Origin of the sequence: Tessaracoccus sp. MC1756 (assembly GCF_014164735.1) — a bacterium.
In the GTDB taxonomy this organism is placed as follows: Bacteria; Actinomycetota; Actinomycetes; order Propionibacteriales; family Propionibacteriaceae; genus Arachnia.
Window position 1 is genome coordinate 137,653 of the sequence record NZ_JACJFZ010000001.1, and the last position, 20,862, is coordinate 158,514.

The following is a 20,862-nucleotide window of genomic DNA, read 5'->3' on the forward strand; positions in this document are numbered from 1 at the left end:
CGGAGGTCACAGTGGATCCCATCGTCAACGCCCGCACCGCCGTCGAGCAGGGCCGGGCCTCGCTCGGCATCGAGTTCGGCTCCACCCGCATCAAGGCCGTCCTCATCGGCCCGGACCTGCAGCCCATCGCCAGCGGGGGGCACGAATGGCGCTCCACGTTGGCGCACGGCGTGTGGACCTACAGCCTGGACGACGTGTGGTCGGGCGTGCAGGCCGCCTACGCGGATCTGGCCGCAGCGGTGCGCCAAGCGGCCGGGGTCGAGCTGAAGCAGCTGAAGGCGCTGGGCGTCTCGGCGATGATGCACGGCTACCTGCCGTTCGACGCCGACGGCGAGCTGCTCACCCCGTTCCGCACCTGGCAGAACACCATGACGCAGGACGCGTCGGCGGAGCTCACGCAGTTGTTCCAGCACAACATCCCGCAGCGGTGGAGCGTGGCCCACCTGCAGCAGGCCATCCGGCGGGGCGAGGAACACGTCGGGTCCATCGACTTCCTCACCACCCTGGCCGGCTACGTGCACTGGAAGCTGACGGGCCAGCGGGTGCTGGGCGTCGGCGACGCCAGCGGCATGTTCCCCATCGACGTCGCCACCGGCGCCTTCCATGAGCGGATGCTCGGGCAGTTCGACGCGCTGGTAGCGGACCGGGGCTACCGCTGGAAGATCGGCGACATCCTGCCCACCGTGCTCGGCGCTGGTCAGGACGCCGGCGCGCTCACCGACGAGGGCGCGGGCCTGCTGGATCCCACCGGCGCGCTGCAGCCCGGGGCGCCCATGGCGCCGCCGGAGGGCGACGCGGGCACCGGCATGGTGGCCACCAACGCCGTCGCCCAGCGCACGGGCAACGTCTCGGCCGGCACGTCGATCTTCGCGATGGTCGTACTCGAGGGCGAGCTGAAGGCCCTCCACGAGGAGATCGACCTGGTCACGACGCCCGCTGGCGACCTGGTCGCCATGGCGCACTGCAACAACGGCGCGGTGGACCTGGCGGCCTGGGTGTCGCTGTTCGGCGAGGCGCTGGCCGCCTGCGGCGCCGAGGTGGACACCACCACGCTCTTCGAGTCGCTGTACCGCGCCGCGCTCAACGGCAGCCCCGACGGCGGGGGGATGCTCGCCTACAACTACCTGGCGGGCGAGCACGTCGTCGGCATGGAGGAGGGGCGTCCCCTGTTCGTGCGGCACCCCTCCAGCGCGTTCAACCTGGCCAACTTCATGCGCACCCACCTGTTCTCCACGTTCGGCGCGCTCCGCGTCGGGATGGACGTGCTCCTGAAGGACGAGGGCGTCCGGCTCGATTCGTTGTTCGCCCACGGCGGGCTCTTCAAGACCGAGGGCGTGGCGCAGGGCTTCCTGGCCGCCGCCATGAACACCCCGGTGTCCGTCGGTGAGGTCGCCGGTGAGGGTGGCGCGTGGGGCATGGCCCTGCTGGCCGCGTTCCTCGACGCGGGCGACGTGAGCCTGGGCGAGTGGTTGGCCACTCAGGTCTTCGCCGGGGCCGAGATTTCGACGATGGACCCGGAACCCCGCGACGTCGAGGGCTTCAACCAGTTCATGGAGCGTTACCGTCGGGGCCTCGCGATCGAACGGGCCGCGGTCGACGCCAGCTGACGCCGGGGCCGATCAGCGCCCCCATCAGCTCCCCTCATTGCCCGCAGGTGCGGCCGAACGGCCGTCGGTTGGGACTGCTTCACGTCAGGTGAAACAATGGCCCTCATGCAGTCTCTCCCCGCGCTCCTGGACGCGCGTCTCCGTGAGGTCACCGGCGTCGACCCCGAGATGCGTCCCGCCACCAAGCCGCAGTTCGGTCACTTCCAGTCCAACGTCGCGTTGCGGCTGGCCAAGCAGCAGGGTCGGCCGCCGCGCGAGGTCGCGGCGGAGATCGTGGCCAAGCTCGACGTCGACGACCTGTGCGAACCTCTCGAGATCGCAGGCCCCGGCTTCATCAACTTCCGGATGCGCTCCGACGTCCTCGCTGCGGCCGTGTCGTCGCTGCTGGAGGACCCCCACGGCGGCATCAACCCCGCCAACCACCCGCAGCGCGTGGTCATCGACTACTCGGCGCCCAACGTGGCCAAGACGATGCACGTGGGCCACCTGCGCACCACCATCATCGGCGACTGCTTCAACCGCGTCCTCTCCGCGCTGGGTCACACGGTGATCCCGCAGAACCACATCGGTGACTGGGGCACCCAGTTCGGCATGCTCATCGAGCAGGTCCTCGACGAGGGGATCGACGTCTCCACGCTGAGCCTCGACGAGGCCGACGCACTTTACAAGCGCGCCGCCGCCCGCTTCAAGGAGGACACCGAGTTCGCCACGCGCGCCCGCGCCCGCGTCGCCGTGTTCCAGGGCGGCGACAAGCAGTCGCTGAGCATCTGGCAGCAGCTCGTCGACATCTCCAAGCCCGCCTTCAACGAGGCCTACCGCCGCCTGGGCGTGAAGCTCACCGACGACGACCTCGCCGGCGAGTCCACCTACAACGCCGACCTCCCCGTCCTCGTCAGGGAGCTCGAGGAGAGTGGGGTCGCGGTGGTCGACGACGGCGCCCTCTGCGTGTTCGTCGACGGCTTCGAAGCCCCCCTCATCGTGCGCAAGTCCGACGGCGGCTACGGCTACGCCACCACGGACCTGGCCGCCATCCGTCGCCGCGTGAACGAACTGCACGCCGACCGGATCATCTACGTCACGGACCTGCGCCAGGCGGGTCACTTCGCGCAGGTGTTCGCGGCCGCGCGCAAGGCGGGCTTCCTGCCGGGAGACGTCACCGCGCAGCACGTCGGCTACGGCATGGTGCTCGGCACCGACGGCCGCCCCTTCAAGACCCGCGACGGCTCCGCCGCGACCCTGGGCTCCTTGCTCGACGCGGCTGAGGAGGTCGCGGCGCCGAACATCGCGCTGGCCGCGATCAAGTACGCCGATCTCTCCAACGGCCTGCAGAAGGACTACACCTTCGACGCCGAGCGCATGGTGCAGACCACCGGCGACACCGGCCCCTACCTGCAGTACGCCCACGCGCGGGTCAACCAGATCCTGCGCAAGGCCGAGGCCGAGGACATCCACTGGGGTTCGGTCACCGTGCTTGAGGAGCCGGCCGAACAGCAACTCGCGCTGCTGCTGAGCGGGTTCGGCGAGACGGTCGACGAGGTGGCCCACCACCTGCAGCCCCACAAGCTCTGCGCCTACCTGTACGACCTCGCGGGAGCGCTCGCGTCGTTCTACGAGGCGTGCCCGGTGCTGAAGTCCGAGGGCGACGTGCGCGCGTCGCGCCTCGCCCTGTGCGCGGCGACGAAGCAGGTGCTGGCCAAGGGCCTCGACCTGATCGGCATCGACGCGCCGGACCGGATGTGACCGACCGGGAGGTCGCGCTGCTCCCGCGCACCTGACGCGGATCTCGTGTTCCGGCGGGCATCGCTGCGTGTTAGGTTGCCTCGTGGGTTCACGAGAGGCAGCAAGACCCGGCACCTTCGGCCGCGTCCTGGGCAACACGGCGGCGGCCATGCTGGGCACCGCCTTCATCTGGTTCGGCATCACCTTCTGGGCCTACCTCGAGACCAGGTCGGTGCTCGCGACATCGTTCCTCGGCGGCGCCTACATGCTGGGCATGGCGGTCATGGGCGTGCCGTTCGGGACCCTGGTGGACCGGCACCACAAGCACAAGGTGATGGTGGCTTCCGCCGTCGGCACGGCTCTGGTGTTCCTCTTGGCCGTGGCCGTCTATCTCCTGACCCCGCCCGAGGTCCTCGTCGATCTGGGGCGGCCCTGGTTCTGGGTGTTCTGCCTCCTGGTGCTTTCCGGTGCCCTGCTCGCCAGCATCCGCTCCATCGCGTTGGCCACCTGCGTGACCATCCTCGTCGAGTCCGACAGGCGGGCCAACGCCAACGGCCTGGTGGGCACGGTCAACGGCATGACCATGATGGTGACCGGGATCTTCTCCGGCCTGGCCATCGGACAACTGGGCCTGTTCTGGACGCTGATGATCTCCCTGGCCATCGTGTTGGTGTCACTGGTGCACCTCCTGACCATCCGGATCCCGGAGCCGGAGATCGTGCACGCCGACGGGGCGCCGAAGGCCGTGGATTTCAAGGGCGCCTGGCTCGCCGTCGCCGCCGTCCCGGGGCTGATGGGGCTGATCCTGTTCTCCACCTTCAACAACTTCCTGGGCGGTGTCTTCATGGGCCTGCTCGACCCGTACGGCCTGGAACTGGTGTCCGTGGAATGGTGGGGCATCCTGTTCGGCCTGTCGGGTTTCGGCTTCCTGATCGGCGGCGGCATCATCGCCAGGAAGGGCCTGGGCCGGCTCCCGCTGCGCACACTGCTGTTCGCCAGCCTCGCCATGTGGGTCGTCGCCGGGGCGTTCACCGTCCGCGACTCCGTCGTGCTCCTGGTGGCGGGCCTGGTGTCCTACATGGCGCTGATGCCGTTCATCGAGGGCGCCGAGCAGACCCTGCTGCAACAGGTGGTGCCGTTGGCCAAGCAGGGCCGGGTGTTCGGGTTCGCGCAGGCCGTCGAGGTGTCCGCGGCCCCGATCAGCGCCTTCGTCATCGGGCCGATGGCCCAGTTCTGGCTGATCCCCTACGCGGAGTCGCCCGCCGGGCGGCGACAGTGGGGCTGGTTGCTGGGGCACGGCGACGCGCGGGGCATTGCGTTGGTGTTCGTGATCGTCAGCATCGGCGGCCTGATCCTGACGACGCTGGTCTTCTTCACGCGCACCTACCGACGGCTCAATGCCACGTATGAGGCGGGCGACGTCAACCTCGGCGTCGCCACGCCAGGGGCGTCAGACCCCATCCCCGGTCCGGACCCGCTGGGCAAGGGGCACAGCGAGTCCTGACGGCGTCAGTGCGGCTTGGCGAGGAGGTCCGGGTTCTCCGCAGCGTCCTGCGCGGCGATGGCCGCACCGATGATGCCGGCGCGGTTGCGGAGCTGGGCCGGGATGATCTCCGTGGTGAGCTGGAGTTGCGGGCCGAACTTGTCCCAGTCGCGGCTCACGCCGCCGCCCACGACGAACAGATCTGGCGACAGCAGCATCTCCAGGCGCGAGTAGTAGGGCTGCAGGCGTTCCTCGGTCCAGACCTGGTAGGACAGGCCCTCCTTGTCCTTGACCGACGAGGCGGCCAGCGTCTCGGCGTCCTTGCCCATCATCTCGATATGGCCCAGCTCGGCGTTGGGGATCAGCACGCCGCGGTAGATGATCGCGGTGCCGATGCCGGTGCCCAGCGTGGTCAGGATGACGAGGCCGGGGTGACCCTTGGCGGCGCCGAAGTGCACCTCGGCCAGACCGGCGGCGTCGGCGTCGTTGACCAGCGTGATCTTGCGGCCGAGCTTGTCCTCGAGGAACTGGTCGGCCTGCAGGCCGGCCCACTTCTGATCGAGGTTCGCGATGAACGGGATGCGACCGTGCACCACGGGGGCCGGGATGGTGATGCCCACGGGGCCGTCACCGATCTGCTCCTTGAACTCCTCGATGATGTCGGCCATGACGGCTGCGACGTTCTTCGGGGTGGACTTCTCCGGCGTGGGGATGCGCTTGCGGTCCGTCAGGAAGTCGCCCGCTGCCAGGTCGACGGGTGCGCCTTTGATGCCGGAGCCGCCAACATCGATGCCAAGGATGATGCTCATGACGCACAAGCGTAGCGGAGCTTGGCACGATCAAATGGGGCGCGCCCGGATTGCTGGGACTCAGGCGGTGGCGCGGGCGATGCGGGCGCGGGCGACCTGCTCTTCGAAGACCCGCCGGGCGTCGGCCTCGTCGAGGTGGTAGAGCTTCTGGGTGACCGGCCCGTCGGTGGTGTGGACGTGCACGTGCGCCAGTCTCAGGCGGCGCTGCAGGGGGCCCTGGTGGATGCTCGCCGACTGCATCCGTCGGTGCGGAACGATGCTGATGACCCGCTCGAACAACCCGTGCTGTGTCACGACGACGTGCTCGCCGATGCCCCAGGTGTGGCTGCCGAAGTTGAACGGCGTGAGCCAGCGGGCCCGTTCCGGCTGGGCATGGGCCTGCACCTGGGTCAGCTCCACCTCTGGCCAGAGGGCCCGAAGGACCGTGAGCACGTCGTCCCACGTCCCGTAGGGGAGGACGACGGCGTTGGTCTGCCGGTTCTCATCGCCGGACGGGTCGCCGTAGCCCAGCACCGTGACCGTCATCTGGTAGAGCCCGGTGGCGCGCTGGAGGATGTCCTGCTTGATGGCCACGCCCTGGATGCGGTTGGGGCGCAGCCCCTGGCTGGTGGTGCTCAGGGCACCGCGCGTGAGCCGCAGCGCGCCGTCGCTGCGCGTCATCCGGAAGTTCCAGTTGCGGCCGGTCTGGTTCCAGATCCAGCCGCCGATGCCCAGTGCCGCCGCGAGCATGGTGACCGGCGTCTGGGCGAGGAGCGCGAAGACCACCAGGATGCCGCCGCCCACCACTGCGCCCCCGGTGCCCAGCGACACGAGTGCGCCCAGCAGCAGGTTGCTCGCCGGCACCGCCACTACCAGGTCCTCCCGGGCCTGGGGCAGTTGCGCCGGGGGCTGGCCGCCCAGGGTGGGCCCGACGTCGGCCGGATACCTCGGGGCGGCGACGGGTGTGTGGGCCCGCCGCATCCGCGCGACGAGGTGCTCGCGCATCGACTCCGCACGGCCGAGGGACAGGAACGCCAGGTCCACTCCGCCGGCGCCGCCCACGTCGATGTGCACCTTGGCGAGCCCCATGAGGCGCGCGATCAGCGGTTGGGAGACCTCGACGGACTGCACCTTGGTGTAGTCCACCTTCGTGGAGGTCTCGGAGAGGAAACGTCGCTCGACGCGGAACTCGTCGTCGTCTGCGATGAAGGTGGTGGTGCGCCAGGTGAAGATCCCCGAGACGCCGGCGATCAGCGCGACCAGGAGCAGGCCGCCGCCGATGAACAGGGCGCTGCTGCCGAAGCCCGAGGAGCCTTCGAGGATCTCGCGCGTGAGGAAGTAGCCGCCCGCCACCAGCGCGATCCCCCCGCGGGCGAGGCCAGTGAGGGGGTGGGGACGCTCGATGATCTTGGCGTGGGGGACCTCCGGCGCGAGCGGGTAGGGCGGCGCGAAGGCCGACGGATCGGGCTGCGGCACCGGGGCGCCGTCGTGGGGGACGAGTGACGGCGGATCGACGGACGGCACCCCCACCGGTTCGGCCGCCTCGACGCGGTCCGCCGGATCCGGCGGAGGCAGAGGCGGAAGGAAATCAGGCCCGTGGGTCATCAGATCCCGGCCTGCTGCTGCTCGCCGCGGACGATCAGTCGGTCGCGCAGAGCGGCCGCGTCAGCGGCGGGGAGACCCGGGATGGTGACGGTGCCGCTGGTGGACGACGTGATCATCTGGACGGTGGCAAGGCCGAACAGCCGGTCGAGCGGCCCGGACTGGACCTGGACGAGCTGCATCCGGCCGTAGGGCACGCACTGCAGGCTCCGGCTCCAGAGGCCCCGGGTGAGGTAGACGTCCTCGTCGCGTTCGGCGTAACCCCACCGTCGAAAGACCCGCGGCGCGCGGATCATCCGCCACGCGATCACCACCACCGCCAGGGCGAAGAAGGACCAGCGCATCCAACTGGCGCCCCACAGGAGCACGGGCACAGCGAGGAACGCGAAGAAGAACCCCCATCCCAGGGGGATGAGGATCAGTTTCTGGGTCAGGTAGTTGCCGGAGAGACGCTGCCACGGTGTGCCGGGCGGGTCGAACAGGTCATTCATCAACGGGTGAACCTCTGGTATTTGCGGACGCGGGTCGTGTCGGGGCCCAACACGGTCACCTCGCCCATGATGAAGGTGCCGACGAGCCGCAGCCGGATGCCGTCCGGGTGGGGCACGGCACCGTCCACCTTCGATTCGCCCATGATCATGTTCAACCGGGACACGTCCACGGAGACGCCCTCGGGCACGCGGATGCTGATCTCGCCCATCAGCCCGCCGACGTTGATGGTGGTGTCGCGGCTCTCGAAGGCCGCGCCCACCAGGTCGATCCTGGCATCACCCAGCCACGAGTTGATCGTCACGTTGGACGCGATCGTGTGGAGTTGGCCGGGCTTGAACGTCGACATCACGGCGTTACCGCCGGTGAACGCGTCGATCCCCGGCACCGCGGGCGGCCCCGCGAACTGGGCGGGCACCGGCATGCGGCCCGGCGACCCCACCGGGGAGGGCGCCGAATACGGCTCCACGACGGGCTGGGGCTGCGGGGCCACCAGATCGGTTGTCAGGGGGGTGAGGTCGCCGAAGGTCTTGGCGTCGTAGGCCTTGGCGATGCGGTCCGCGTGTTCGTCGAACGTCAACCGCCCGTCGGCGTAGGCGTTGTTCAGCAACTGCGCCACCAACTCACGGTCCTGGTCCGCGCACCGCAGTCCCTGCAGCCGGTTCTGTTCGATCGACATGGATCCACTGTAGGTCGTCTACCCGTCCCGCCGACAGCCGGGCGGGCCGCATCCCGGGTCGGTTCAGGGATGCCACGGATGGCCGGGGGCTGCGGGCGCGGAACGGCACACGGGAGGGGCCCCGCCGCTCTAGGGTGGGCACATGGCAAAGCGCATCGGGATTCTGACGGCAGGCGGCGACTCGCCCGGCTTGAACGCGGCCATCCGCGGCTTCGGCAAGGCTGCGATCGGGCAGCACGGCATGGAGCTGCTCGGCTTCCGATCCGGGCTGAAGGGCCTCGTCGAGAACAACTTCCAGGTGCTCGACTCGGACGCGCTGTCGGGCATCCTCACCATCGGCGGCACCATCCTCGGCACCTCGCGGGACAAGCCGCACAAGATGGTGATCGACGGCGAGGTCCGCGACATGACGTCCACGATCCTCGAGAACTACGAGAAGAACGACCTCGACGGCCTCGTGTGCATCGGGGGCGGCGGCACGGCCAAGAACGCAAAGCGCCTCGCCGCGGCGGGGCTCAACGTCATCCACCTGCCGAAGACCATCGACAACGACATCGCGCACACCGAGACCAGCTTCGGCTTCTCCACGGCGCTGGGCATCGCGACGGAGGCCGTGGACAGGCTGCACTCCACAGCCCACTCGCACCACCGCATCATCGTCGTGGAGATCATGGGCCACAAGGCCGGCTGGCTCGCGCTGGGCGCAGGCATCGCCGGCGGGGCCGACGTCATCCTGATCCCGGAGATCCCGTACTCGGTGGAGGCGGTGGCGGAATCGGTCCACCGGCGGGCCGCCTCGGGCCGCAACTTCTCCGTCATCGCGCTGGCCGAGGGCGCCCGCGACGAGAAGGACTCGGCGGACCTGGCCGCTGCGGAGGTGCTGCGCAAGCACGCCTCCACCGCGGAGGCGAAGGCGGCCGCAGACAAGCACCGCGACGCCGTGGTGGCGAGCCACCGCAACAACGCCTTCAAGCTGGCCGAATCGCTCGAGCAGATCACCGGGCTGGAATCGCGCGTGACCATCCTGGGGTACGTGCAGCGCGGTGGCATCCCGGACGCCAACGACAGGGTGCTGGGCACCCTGCTGGGATCCGCCGGGGCGGATCTCGTGGCGGAAGGCACCTTCGGTATCACGGTCGCTTCGCAGTGCGGCGCGGCGGTGCCCGTCCCGCTGGAGGACGTCGCCGGCAACCTGAAGACCGTGCCCGTGGACCACGAGTGGGTCCGCGCCGCGCGCGGGGTCGGCACCAACCTGGGAGACTGAGTGGCCACGAGGGTGGGACGCCGCCGGCCCCGGTGGGTCGTGGTGGGCGTGGTGCTCGCCATCGTGGTGACGATGGTGCTGGCGGGCTATCTCTACGTGCGGCCGCTGCTGCGGACGGGCACGGGCTACGCGGCGCACAGCCTGTGCGCGGTCACCGAGGTCGCGGGGCGCACCGACGCGTCGGAGGACCTGCCGCCCAACCCGCTGGTGCCCTTCCTGACGCAGTTCAAGAACGGCGGCTACGCCTACGTCAACGTCCTCGGACTGTTCGCGGGCCAGACCGCCTACTACACGGAGGGCCTGGGCTGCACGCTGTCGCCGCGGCGCCCCGTCTTCCCGACCCCCGAGGCGCTGCCGCCCACCTCCCTGCTGACGGACGAGCCCTCCCTCGACGCCTCCCTGGACGAGGCGATCGGCCGCGCGTTCGGCGACGGGCTCTCCGACGACGAGGCGCGGGCGCTGGGCACCCGCGCCATCGTGGTGGTCAAGGACGGGGTGATCGTGGGTGAGCGCTACGCCGACGGTTTCACGGCCAACACGCCCCAGCTCGGTTGGTCGATGACCAAGTCCGTGACGAACCTCCTGACGGGTCGGGCGGTGATGCAGGGAGCGGTCGCCCTCGACGACGCCAACCTGCGCCCGGAGTGGACGGATGAGCGCGCTGAGATCACCGTCGACCAGTTGCTGCGGATGACCAGCGGGCTGGAATGGGACGAGGAGTACGACCTGGGCACGCCCATCACCGAGATGCTGTTCAACTCCGACGACATGGCGGCCTACGTCGCCGGGCAGCCTGCCGCGCACGAGCCGGGGACGTTCCAGCAGTACTCGTCGGGGTCGACGACCCTGGTGTGTTCGGTCCTGAACGATCGTCTGGGGGCGGGCCCGACCATGCCACGCGAACAGTTGTTCGCCCCGCTCGGGTTGGCCTCAGCGGTGCTGGAACCGGACGCGGCCGGCACGCCGGTGTGCGGGTCCTACCTGTGGGCCACGCCCCGCGACTGGGCCCGGATCGGCCAGTTTGTGCTGGACGACGGCGTGGTCGACGATGTCCGGCTGCTGCCGGAGGGCTGGGTGGAGGAGTCCACCACCGTCGTGCCGCTGACCGGGGCCGACACCGGGGAGTACGCCACGGAGGAGGCGGGCTACGCGTCGTCGTGGTGGACGAACCTGCGCGGCGACGGGACCCTGGCACACCCGGACCTCCCCGAGGACCTGTTCTGGGCGCAGGGCCACGACGGCCAGCGGATGTATGTCGCGCCCAGCCTGGACCTGGTGGTGGTGCGGATGGGGTTCACGCCCGAGTCGCGCGACCTGGGGCTCGCCGAGCTGATCCGGGCCGCCGCCGACGCCTCCTGAGGGACGCCCGGGCGAGACCGGGCGGTCAGCTCAAGGGCGGGTCGCCTGCGCGAGCAGTTCGATGACGTGGCGGTAGGTCTGCCCCGTGGCGCGGGTCATGGCGAGTTCGCAGGTGCGGTTGGTGGACGCGTACGCGGCGAACTGCCGCCCACCGAGTTCTTCGGCCATCTCCCGCGTCGCCGACTCCGTCAGCTCGGGGTGCAACACACCCCGGTCGCCTGCCCAGCCGCAGCAGGCCCAGGTGTCCGGCACCACCACGTCGTCGCTGATGGCGTTGGCGATGGCCAGCAGGTGCTCGTTGATCCCCATCCGGGTCGACGCGCACGTGGGGTGCAGCGCGATGGAGTCGATGGGGTGGGTGACCTTCAGGTGGGGCAGGAGGTGCTCTGCGGTGAACTGGACGAGGTCGAGGACCTCGATGTCGTGTCCCTCGGCCATCTCCTGGAGCGCGAGGGCGCAGCTGGAGGCGTCTATCACGATGGGCAGGCTGGCGCCGTCGGGGCCGTGCACGTCGATGCTCTTGAGGGTCTTGGCCGTCATGATCTCGTAGCCCTCGACGAGACCCTTGGCCTTCCAGGGGGCGCCGCAGCACAGGTCTGTGGCATCGATCAGCGAGACGGAGACGTCCGCCCGGTTGGAGACGTCGCGGAACGCCTGGAAGGTGCCCTGCCCGGCGGGGGCGAGTACGGTCTGGAGGCAACTGGGGAAGTACGCCGCGACCCCGTAGATCCGGCCGCGGTCCTTCCTGCTCGGCCTGCGCTTCAGCCCTGAACCGCGTGGCAGATCCTCGTCGTAGCCGGGGACGGCCTCCTCGCCGAGCCTGCGCCGGCCGGCGCTGGTCACGGCCAGGGCGAGTGGGGTGGTGGTCTTGGCCATGGTGAGGGCGGCAGACCCCATCCGGGTGGCGAGCCCCCAGTGTTTTGCCGCCGAGGTCCAGGCGGTCTTCTCCACGCCCTGCGCGAGTTCCTGGCGTTGGTGGCGCACGAGGTCGCCGACGTTGATGCCGAGCGGGCATGCCACCGAGCACATCCCGTCGACGGCGCAGGTCTCGATGGCCGCGTAGAGGTAGTCGTCGGTGATCTGGTCGAGCAGTTCATGGTCCGACTGGCGGGCTGCCAGTTCGCGGCGCAGGACGATGCGCTGGCGGGGGGTGATCGTCAGGTCGCGCGAGGGGCACACCGATTCGCAGTAGCCGCACTCGATGCAGGAGTCGACCTCCGGCTCGATGGTGGGCATGAGCTTCAGGTTGCGCAGGTGCTCGTCCGGGTCGTCGGAGATGATGACGCCGGGGTTCATGATGCCCGCGGGGTCGAAGAGGTGCTTGATCTCGCGCATCACCTCGTACAACTCGTCGCCGTACTGGGCGTTGACAAAGGGCGCCATGGCGCGCCCCGTGCCGTGCTCCGCCTTGAGGACGCCGCCGCGGCGCAACACCTCGCGCACCAGGCTGCGGGTGAACTTGCGGTAGCGCAGCAGGCCGGCCGGCTGGTCGAAGCGTTCGCTGAGCAGGAAGTGGATGTTGCCGTCGCGCGCGTGGGCGAACAGGGGCACGTTGTCGATGCCGTAACCGTGCTTGTCGAACAGCACGTCGAGGGCCTTGCACATGTCGGCGAAGTTCTCGAGCGGCAGGCTCAGGTCTTCGAGCAGGGTGGTGGTGCCCGAGGTGCGCGCGCCCGCCACCAGGGCGTAGAGGCCCCGGCGCAGTTCGATGAGCGCGTTGCGCTCCGTGGGATCAGTGGTGAGTTCGACGACGTCCACCGCGTTCAGTTCACTGAGCGCCGTCTCCGCCTGGGTCACGCGCTCTGCGAGGTTCTCGGCGGAGGTGTCGTGGAGTTCTACCAGCAGCACGGCCTGCGTGGTGAGGTCCGCGTCGCGGATGATCGACGGTGCGGTGGGCTGCTCGCGCACCACGCGCAGCGCTGCCACGTCCATCAATTCGATCGCCTCGAACCCGTGTTCGACAAGTCCCTGGGCGGCGGTGGCCGCCGCGTCGAGGTCTGGGAACACCGCGAGCGCCGCCGCCGAGTGGCTGTAGCGCGGCACGGTGCGGAACGTGGCCTCCGCGACGAACCCCAGCGTGCCCTCGGAGCCGACCAGCAGGTGGGGGATGATGTCGACGGGGCGGTGGAACTCCAGCAGCGCGTTGATGCCGTAGCCCATGGTGTTCTTGATGCTGAAGAGGCGGTTGATCTCGGCGATCGAGGTGGGGTTGGTGCGCAACCGGTTGCGTAGCATGTGGAGCCCGCCGATCAGTTTGGTCTCCTCCAGACGCAGCGTGATGTCGGCCGTGGGGTCAGCGGTGTCGACGATGCGTCCGCTTGGCAGGACGAACACCATCGATTCGAGCGTGTGGTAGGCCGTCTCGTCGTGGCCGGCCAGCATCCCGCTGGAATTGTTGGCGATGATGCCGCCGATGGTGCACGCCACCTCGCTGGTGGGATCCGGCCCCATCCGCCGGCCGTACGGCGCGAGCCGGGCGTTGACCGCCGCGAGCGTGGCTCCCGCTCCGGCGCGCACCCGTTCACCGCCGTCGAGGACCTCCACGCCGCGGAAGTGTTTGCGCACGTCGACCAGCACTCCGTCGGTCACCGACTGCCCGCAGAGGCTGGTGCCGCCCGAGCGGAAGGTGATGGGCTGACGGATGAAGGAGGCCTCCGCCATCAGGTCTGAGACGTCCTCCACGCTGGTGGGGGTGACGACGGCGGCCGGCGTCAGCAGGAAATGTGACGCGTCGTGGGCCATGGCCAGGCGCGTGATGGCGCGTTCATCCCGTTTGAGGTGGGCCTGTGCGTCAGTCACGGCTCCAAGGGTACTCATGTCCTGCCAATGTGGGGGTGCGCCGGATAGGCGCTGGATGCCTGCTAGTCTTGGGTTCGCAAACGCGGGCGTAGCTCAATGGTAGAGCGTCAGCTTCCCAAGCTGAACACGCGGGTTCGATTCCCGTCGCCCGCTCCATTGCTGCCCGGAACTATTCGTCGGCAGCCTCCGCGAGCGCCTCTCGCTGATCCGTCACCCGGTCCTCCACCTTGCTGAACAGCCAGGACGCGATGACGCCCACCACCAGGAGCACGACGGCGAACAGCACGGCGTTGGTGAAGCTCAGGTCTGCGGCGCGCAGCCCCTCGGCGGAGAAGGCGGGGAAGACCACCGTCGGGAAGATGGCCAGCGAGGAACCGACCACCATGCCCAGGATGAAGTGGTACATGCCCGCGTAGTGGCGGTCGAAGGCCCACGCGGCGGCCTTGGCGAAGATCAGCACGCAGACGATGAGGCCGAGCGCGAGCGGGAGGACGGTTCCCAGGTCCAGCGCCTTGATGCCGCTGGCCATCTTGTCGTAGAGGCCGAAGTAGATGAGGAAGTTCGAGGGGCTCATGCCCGGGACGATCAGGCCCAGGCCGATCAGGGCGCCGGAGCCGAACCAGGCGGGGATGCTGGGCTCCACGTGCAGGAGTTCGCCGGACTGGCCGCCCACCAGCATCAGCGCGAAGATCGCGGCGGCGGAGACAGCCATGATCACGAGGTGTTTGGTGCTGCGCCCGCGCTTGCCGGCTTGGTAATACAACGACGGGAACGTGCCGATGACGAAGCCGATGAACAGACACACGAACTGCGCGGCGTACTTGCCGAAGGCCGCTTCGACCACGACGGCGAAGCCGAGAATGCCGAGCCCAACGCCGATGCCGACGGGGATGAAGAACAGCACGTTGCGCAGGAAGTTGCGGCGGGGATTGGCGAGGAAGCGGATCAGCGGGTCGTAGAGCTTGAAGATCACCGCGAGCACGCCGCCGGACAGCCCCGGCAGGATCGCGCCGACGCCGACCGCGATGCCCTTGAGGAGCCGGGCCATCCAGCGACCGAAGGAATCCGGCTGGAGGACGGGTGACGCGTCAGTGTCGCGGTGCTCCGACTCGACGGGGGTCTCGCGCATGCAGATCGTGCTTTCTCTCGAGGGCGCCTCCACTGTAGACCGGGCCGCACGCTTGGGTTAATTTCCGCGCGGGGTCTTGCGCAGCCGTCGTCCCAGTGCCAAGGTATTTTCCATGATGATGAGGCTCTGAGCGCGCGGGTTATCCCAGGCGTTGTCGCTGTGCGTGCCGTTGTGTCTCCGCGGCCCCGGGCAACGTCGCTGCAGCCTTTCCCGACGACCTCATCGCACCCTCTTTAGGAATCAGCATGGACATCTTTGAAATCCCTCTGCCCGAACTGGCCTCCGATCCCGACTGGGCGGACCACAAGCGGCTCGAAACCGAATGCAACCGCGAGATCATCGGCGGGCCCGAGCGGGACGTCGATCCTGAGGCGGACCTCGTCTCTGCCAGGGCCGAGAAGGAATGGGCCACCCGCTGGTTCCTGGCCCGCGACGGCGAAGTCGCCGTGGGGTGGGCGCGCACGGCCCGCAACATGGTCGACGAGCCGGAGCTGGCCTACGTCACGCTGTACGTCACCCCGTCCCACCGCGGGACCGGGTTGGGGCAGGCGCTGGTCGACACGGTGCGCGAGGCGCTGGTGGCCGAGGGCGTCACCATGTTCCAGGTGTGGATCACCACGCCCATCGTCGACGAGCCGCTGAGGCCGTCGTCGGGTTTCGGGGGAGTCGACCCGGGCCACGGGGGAGTGAGGCTCGCCCTGGCGAACGGACTGAAGCTCAAGCAGGCGGAGCGCGTCAGCCGCTACGACTTCGCCCGGCCCCTGGTCGATCCGGCCGAGGCGCTGGCCGAGGCCCAAGGGGTGGCGGGTGCCGACTACGAGGTGGTCGCCGTCGAGGGACGGATGCCCGACGACATGCTGGCGGGCTACGCCGTGTTGATGGAGCGGATGGCCGTGGATCCTCCGCAGGGTGAGCTCACCGTCGTGGAGCGCAAATGGGACGCCGAGCGCGTACGGCAGGCCGAGGCGACGAGGCTCTTGACCGACCGGATCTACCGGGTCGTGGTGCGGCACCTGCCCACCGGCGACCTGGTGGCGTTGAGCGAGATGCACGTGGACCGGTCCAATCCGCTGGCCTTCGTGGACCAGTGGGACACGATCGTGCTGCCGGACCACCGGGGCCACCGGTTGGGCATGCTCGTGAAGGCCTCCAACCTCATCCAGGTGCGCGACAAGGAGCCCAACGCCCAGGCCATCCTGACGTGGAACGCCGAGGAGAACCGCCACATGCTGCGGGTCAACGAGGCGCTGGGCTTCTACCCGGTCTACGCCGAAGGCGGCTTCGAGGCCAGCGTGGCGGAAGCTGTGGACAACGGTGAATCGGTGGCCTGACCGGCCACAGTGCTGCCATGGAATATGGCACTGAAATTCGCAGGGAGATTCCTGCCACATCGCCCGTATACAGCCCGATGTGGCAGAAATCTCCCTCCGGAATCCGATGAACCAGCGTGTCATCTCCCGGGCCGGCCTCCTGGCTCAGGACTGGACCCGGAAGAGCATCGAGGCCGCCGTGGCGGCGGGCACCCTCATGAACATCGCCCGCGGTTGGTACGCCACCCGAGCGCTGAATCCTGGGTGGTCGAGGCTGTGCGCAAGGGCGGCCGGCTGGGGTGCCTGTCGGGCTGCAGCCATCACGGGCTTTGGACCCCGTCGCACCCGGAGCCCCACATCGTGGTCGGCAAAGGCGCCACTGTGGGGCGGACCGGGCGGCACCGCCACAGCGGTCCTCTCCCGGGGCAGGCGGTGTTCCCCGTCCTCGACTGCCTGGCCCAGGTCATCCGGCACCACACTCCGGGGGAAGCGCTGATGGTCCTTGAGTCTGCCGCCAACAAGGCACTGATCACCCCGGGCCAGGCGCGGCTGCTCATCGCCGATGCCCCGGCGCGGAAACAACGGTTGCTCAAGTTCTTCAACCCGCTTGCGGAATCCGGTTCCGAGACCCGAGTGCGGCTCTGGCTGCAGCAGCAGCGCATTCCGGTGACGGCCTAGGTGTGGATCGTGGGTGTGGGGAGGGTGGACCTCCTGGTGGGCAGGTCCCTCGTCCTGGAGTGCGACAGTGCGGAGTTCCACCAGTACCGCGACGCGGACTACGAGCGCTACCTCGGCCTGCGTGACCTCGGCTACACGCCCGTCGGGTTGGCCTTCAGCCAGGTGCACCATTCCTGGGATGCGACGAAGCTCTCCTTGCGGGCGGAACTGCGTTCCGGCCTGCACCAGCGCCCGCCCAGGCCGAGGTGACCCGGAAACAAAGGGACATTCCTGCCACATCGCCCGTATACAGCCCGATGCGGCAGAAATCTCCCGCCGAAGGGTCAGCTGTCGGTGGTCAGCAGTGCCGTGACCTCGGCGGCGGAGTCCACAACGACCTCGGCCCCGCCGGCTAGCAGCTCTTCGCGGGTCGCGGCGCCGGTGGTGATGCCCAGCGGGCGCATCCCGGCCGCGATGGCCATGGTCATGTCGCTCACGGCGTCGCCCACGTACCAGGTGCCCTCGGCCTGCACCTCGAGGCGCTCGAGGCCCAGCAGCGCCGAATCCGGCGCCGGCTTGCCGTGCTCGACGTCGTCGGTGGTGACCAGGGCGTCGATGAGGTGGCTCAACTCCGTGATGTCGAGCAGGTGGATGGCCGAGCCGGTGCCCTTCGCCGTCACCACGCCGACGCGGTAGCCCGCCAGACGCAGGTCCTCCAACATCTCCCGCACGCCGGGGAGGACGAGCTTGGAACCGGCGGCGTTCACGGCGAGGTGGAGGGCGTCGCGGTACTCCACGATGATGCGGTTCATGCGCTCCGGGTCGTCGGCGAACGTGTGCAACTCGCCCATCGCGAACTCGATGGGGCGTCCGATCAGCGGGTAGACGTCGCGCGGGACGCATTCGATGCCGTGGGCATTGAGCGCCCCGGCGATGTACTCGGCGATGAGGGGCACGGTGTCGGCGAGCGTGCCGTCGAGGTCGAAGAGAACAGCGCGGGTCATGAGGACAACCCTAGCCACCGCAGCCGCCGGACTGGCGCACGTTCAATCGCACGGGTACCCGGTGCCGCTGTGGTCACGACTGGCGGCCATGACCTCGGCCACCGCATCGCGGGTCAACTGTCGGTTCGGCTCCTGAGCGCTGGTCGAGTTGTCGCCACCCCCCGTTGAGGCAGCTGGCTCGTTCCGGGAGGTTGACGGCGAGCGTCCGTGCGCACGCATTCTGGCGCCCCGAACTCGACGAGCAGGATGGCGTGAGGGTCTTGTACAGGGTGTTCGCCGCTCGTTTCGCCACCGGTGCGGCGTTGAGCGGCTTGAGTCGGTGCGATCCCGCCCGGCCTGTGGCCCGGCGGGGATCACGTGACGAGCTGAGCTCTCTGGTCAGGAGGAGTGGTGGTGCTCCATGCTGGAGAATCCCTGGTGCAGGCCGGGGTTGTGGGTGCCGTCGAGGCCCATGTCTGACTGGGCCATCATGCGGACGTGGCCGGCGAACTCGCGGCCGGTGGGTTCGACTGCTCCGGCGGAGGTGGCGGTCATCGCGACGACGGCCGCGGCTGCGGCGGCGATGGCGGCGATCCTGCGCTTGGTGATCATCGTGGTCTCCCTCATTCAGGTGCCGGTCCTTCCGGCTGATCTGACCACTGTTCCTTGACAACGTATGGATCTGTTCAACTTTCCCCTCGGCTTCGATCAAGAAGCATGGTCGGCCGCTGGACAGGCCCCGTGCGGCTGTGGTCCCTGTTCAGCGGCGGCGGTGGAGGAGCCCCTGTTCGAGGGCTGACGTCATGCTCAGCAGGCGAGGCCGGCGGGCTTCGCCACGACAGGGCCGCGGTTGACGCACACCCCGATGCCGCGGGCCTTCAGCCCGTCACGCATCGCCCTCAGCGTGGGCCCGTTGAACGCGTACCACTTCATGTGCATCAGCACGCTGTCCCCGGGGCGGGCCGAGGTGACGACGGTGTTGATCAGCTGCTGGCTGGTGCGGCCCCGGTAGTCCAAGGTGTCGAGGTTCCACAGCCAGATCTTCATCCCGACGGCGGCGTAAGCCCGTTTCACGGTGTCGGTGTTGTAGGCGCCACCGGGCGGCCGGCCGTAGGTGGTCACCACGCCCGGCGCACCCAGCTCGTGGACGACCTGCGAATAGGTCAGCGTCGTCAGGTCGGGGTGGGTGATGGAGTGGTTGAACACGTAGTGGCCTTTGGAGCGGGCATACGCGGCGTCGAACCTCTCGGCGCTGATGCAGTTCCCCGTCGGGAACAGCACCAGGGCGATCCCCAGGTCCGTGGCCGCGTTGACGGTGGTCTTGAAGGCCGAGAGCGAGGTGGGACAGTCGTCGAACGTGAGCGTCACCCGGTTCGTCGCGTTGGGGCCCTTGTTGATGTTGTAGGGGCTGGGCGCCGGCACGGACGGTGCCTGTGTGGCCGGCGGGCGGTACCAGTAGAGCGACGCGAGATCCGGGCGGATCGTGCCGAACTGCACGATGTTGTTGAACACGAACTGCCGCCCGTTCCACAGGTAGGAACGGCAGCCGTTGCGGCCGGTGGTCGCCGTTTCGCATTCGGTCCACCAGGTGCGCCCGTTGATGTGGTGCTCGCCCGGAGTGGCCAGGGGATTGCCGGTCCACAGGCTCCTCGGCGACGGCAGGTACGTGAGGTTGTTGAACGTCCACACGCCCCCCACCTTGAGCTGCGACGTGCAGCGCGCCGTCTGCGAGTAGGGCTCGCACCAGGTGCGCCATTCGCGTCCGGCGCTGATGTGTTCGCCCGGCGTGGTGTAGACGTCGAAGGCCTGGGCCGGGGGTGCCGCCACCCAGCCCGCCGCGACCAACGCAAGCGTCAGCGCGGTCATGATCCACCTCGTGATGTGCCGCATCAGAATCCCCCTGTTTCCAACCGGCTCGGGCGGCGTCGCCCGGGTCTTGAAAACAATGTACGCCTGGGTGCGTCCGGGGAGAAGAGTCCGAGAAACCGAATTTCACAAGGGGAAAAACGACGACGGGGCCAGGCGGATCAACCGCGTGGCCCCGTCGTCAAAGGGATGTGATCAGCCGGGGATCACGTCGCCTGCAGGCCACTCCTGCTTGATGAACTCGGCCACCTCGTCCGAGTGCAGCAGCTCGTCGAGCTTGGCGACACCCGGGTTGGTGTTGTCCGTGCGCCACGCGAGGATGTTGGCGTACGGGTTGCCCTCGACGGCTTCGACGGCGATCGCGTCGTCGGCGTTCAGGCCCGCGTTGAGGATGAAGTTGCCGTTGATCAGCGCCGCGTCGACCTTCGGGTCTTCGAGCTGTTGCACCACGACCTCAGGCTGGGCCTCCTCGAACTTCAGGCCCTTCGGGTTCTGCTCGTCGGAAATGGTGAGCGCGGTGGTGTCCTCGGCGATGTCCTGCAGCAGGCCGGCCTCTTCAAGGAGCTTCAGACCGCGGTACTGGTTCGACGGGTCGTTGGTCAGCGCGATGACGCCGCCGTCGGGCACCTGGTCCGCCGATTCGTGCCTGTCGGAGAACAGCGCGAAGGGCTCGATGTGGACGCCCTCGCCGTGCTCGAACTCGAAGCCCTTCTCCGCCACCTGGTTGTCGAAGTACGGCACGTGCTGGAAGTAGTTGGCGTCGAGCTCACCTGAGGCGAGCGCCTCGTTGGGCAGCACGTAGTCGTCGAACTCCTGGATCTCCAGCTCGATGCCTGCCTCAGCGGCCAGGTTCTCCTTGACGAATTCCAGGATCTTGGCGTGCGGCACGGGGCTGGCGCCGACGACGACCTTGGTGGGGTTCGCCGGGTCCAGCGTGGCGTCGGCGCCGGGCGTGGCGGGGTCAGAACCACAGGCCGTCATGGCCATGACAGTTGCCAACGAGGCAGCGACGGCGGTGAGAATTTTGCGCATAGGTCTTTCTCCTTAGCTACTGGGCCGACAACAAGTCGGCCATCTTCCTTACTGTGGCCCCGAAGGGCCGCCCGCCTCGACGGCGGGAGTCTGTGG

The 20,862-nt window shown here is 68.8% G+C and carries 18 protein-coding genes and 1 tRNA gene; 9 read left to right on the forward strand and 10 right to left on the reverse strand.

Annotated elements, in window-relative coordinates:
* The first annotated feature begins 11 nt into the window (after positions 1 to 11).
* The 3 genes from H5393_RS00610 to H5393_RS00620 all read left to right on the forward strand — a co-directional run bounded on the left by H5393_RS00610 (position 12) and on the right by H5393_RS00620 (position 4,830).
* Positions 12 to 1,607, forward strand: a complete 1,596-nt coding sequence (locus H5393_RS00610; protein WP_370585886.1) for a xylulokinase — start codon at positions 12 to 14, stop codon at positions 1,605 to 1,607.
* Positions 1,608 to 1,703: 96 nt separating this feature from the next.
* A complete protein-coding gene (gene argS, locus H5393_RS00615) occupies positions 1,704 to 3,347 on the forward strand; it encodes an arginine--tRNA ligase (RefSeq protein ID WP_370585887.1) in 1,644 nt (547 codons plus the stop codon).
* An 82-nt stretch (positions 3,348 to 3,429) separates the two neighbouring features.
* A complete protein-coding gene (locus H5393_RS00620; protein ID WP_220488130.1) occupies positions 3,430 to 4,830 on the forward strand; it encodes an MFS transporter in 1,401 nt (466 codons plus the stop codon).
* A 5-nt stretch (positions 4,831 to 4,835) separates the two neighbouring features.
* Here H5393_RS00620 and ppgK read toward each other — a convergent pair whose 3' ends face one another.
* Genes ppgK through H5393_RS00640 form a run of 4 tightly spaced genes read right to left on the reverse strand, consistent with a single transcriptional unit; the run spans position 4,836 to position 8,367 of the window.
* Positions 4,836 to 5,618 (reverse strand): polyphosphate--glucose phosphotransferase, encoded by a 783-nt coding sequence (ppgK, locus tag H5393_RS14375; RefSeq protein ID WP_255436232.1) that lies wholly within the window; start codon positions 5,616 to 5,618, stop codon positions 4,836 to 4,838.
* Between the two features lie 60 nt (positions 5,619 to 5,678).
* Positions 5,679 to 7,202: a PH domain-containing protein gene (locus H5393_RS14380; protein ID WP_255436233.1), complete on the reverse strand. Its 1,524-nt coding sequence runs from the start codon at positions 7,200 to 7,202 to the stop codon at positions 5,679 to 5,681.
* On the reverse strand, positions 7,202 to 7,690 hold the full coding sequence (locus tag H5393_RS00635) for a PH domain-containing protein (RefSeq protein ID WP_182765114.1): 489 nt from the start codon (positions 7,688 to 7,690) through the stop codon (positions 7,202 to 7,204). The genes H5393_RS14380 and H5393_RS00635 overlap by 1 nt, the downstream gene beginning before the upstream one ends.
* Positions 7,690 to 8,367 carry a DUF1707 domain-containing protein gene (locus H5393_RS00640; RefSeq protein ID WP_182765115.1) on the reverse strand — a complete coding sequence of 226 codons (678 nt, stop codon included), beginning with the start codon at positions 8,365 to 8,367 and terminating at the stop codon, positions 7,690 to 7,692. The genes H5393_RS00635 and H5393_RS00640 overlap by 1 nt, the downstream gene beginning before the upstream one ends.
* 142 nt (positions 8,368 to 8,509) lie before the next feature.
* On the opposite strand from H5393_RS00640, the gene H5393_RS00645 reads away from it, so the two are divergent.
* Both H5393_RS00645 and H5393_RS00650 read left to right on the forward strand, forming a co-directional pair.
* Complete coding sequence (locus H5393_RS00645) at positions 8,510 to 9,631, forward strand: 6-phosphofructokinase (RefSeq protein WP_182765116.1); 1,122 nt, start codon at positions 8,510 to 8,512, stop codon at positions 9,629 to 9,631.
* Entirely contained in the window at positions 9,632 to 10,990 is a 1,359-nt protein-coding gene (locus H5393_RS00650) for a serine hydrolase (RefSeq protein WP_220488131.1), read from the forward strand.
* Positions 10,991 to 11,020: 30 nt separating this feature from the next.
* Here the strand turns inward: H5393_RS00650 and H5393_RS00655 are convergent, their stop codons facing one another.
* A complete protein-coding gene (locus H5393_RS00655; protein WP_220488132.1) occupies positions 11,021 to 13,789 on the reverse strand; it encodes an FAD-binding and (Fe-S)-binding domain-containing protein in 2,769 nt (922 codons plus the stop codon).
* 82 nt (positions 13,790 to 13,871) lie between these two features.
* Between H5393_RS00655 and H5393_RS00660 the strand changes: the two genes are divergently transcribed.
* Positions 13,872 to 13,945 (forward strand) — tRNA-Gly (locus H5393_RS00660).
* 13 nt (positions 13,946 to 13,958) lie between these two features.
* Here H5393_RS00660 and H5393_RS00665 read toward each other — a convergent pair.
* A complete protein-coding gene (locus H5393_RS00665; protein ID WP_182765118.1) occupies positions 13,959 to 14,918 on the reverse strand; it encodes a DUF368 domain-containing protein in 960 nt (319 codons plus the stop codon).
* Positions 14,919 to 15,163: 245 nt separating this feature from the next.
* Between H5393_RS00665 and H5393_RS00670 the strand changes: the two genes are divergently transcribed.
* The 3 genes from H5393_RS00670 (at position 15,164) to H5393_RS00680 (ending at position 17,155) form a co-directional block, all read left to right on the forward strand.
* Positions 15,164 to 16,249, forward strand: a complete 1,086-nt coding sequence (locus H5393_RS00670) for a GNAT family N-acetyltransferase (protein ID WP_182765119.1) — start codon at positions 15,164 to 15,166, stop codon at positions 16,247 to 16,249.
* Positions 16,250 to 16,492: 243 nt separating this feature from the next.
* Positions 16,493 to 16,906 (forward strand): hypothetical protein, encoded by a 414-nt coding sequence (locus tag H5393_RS00675; protein ID WP_182765120.1) that lies wholly within the window; start codon positions 16,493 to 16,495, stop codon positions 16,904 to 16,906.
* Positions 16,907 to 16,915: 9 nt separating this feature from the next.
* The gene (locus H5393_RS00680; RefSeq protein ID WP_182765121.1) at positions 16,916 to 17,155 is read left to right on the forward strand and encodes a hypothetical protein; all 240 of its coding nucleotides are present in this window, start codon (positions 16,916 to 16,918) and stop codon (positions 17,153 to 17,155) included.
* A gap of 74 nt (positions 17,156 to 17,229) precedes the next feature.
* Here the strand turns inward: H5393_RS00680 and H5393_RS00685 are convergent, their stop codons facing one another.
* The 4 genes from H5393_RS00685 to H5393_RS00700 all read right to left on the reverse strand — a co-directional run bounded on the left by H5393_RS00685 (position 17,230) and on the right by H5393_RS00700 (position 20,766).
* Complete coding sequence (locus H5393_RS00685) at positions 17,230 to 17,889, reverse strand: HAD family hydrolase (RefSeq protein WP_182765122.1); 660 nt, start codon at positions 17,887 to 17,889, stop codon at positions 17,230 to 17,232.
* A gap of 378 nt (positions 17,890 to 18,267) precedes the next feature.
* Positions 18,268 to 18,495, reverse strand: a complete 228-nt coding sequence (locus H5393_RS00690; RefSeq protein ID WP_182765123.1) for a hypothetical protein — start codon at positions 18,493 to 18,495, stop codon at positions 18,268 to 18,270.
* Between the two features lie 180 nt (positions 18,496 to 18,675).
* On the reverse strand, positions 18,676 to 19,758 hold the full coding sequence (locus H5393_RS00695; protein WP_182765124.1) for a polysaccharide deacetylase family protein: 1,083 nt from the start codon (positions 19,756 to 19,758) through the stop codon (positions 18,676 to 18,678).
* Between the two features lie 171 nt (positions 19,759 to 19,929).
* Positions 19,930 to 20,766: a MetQ/NlpA family ABC transporter substrate-binding protein gene (locus H5393_RS00700; RefSeq protein WP_182765125.1), complete on the reverse strand. Its 837-nt coding sequence runs from the start codon at positions 20,764 to 20,766 to the stop codon at positions 19,930 to 19,932.
* Between the last annotated feature and the right edge of the window lie 96 nt (positions 20,767 to 20,862).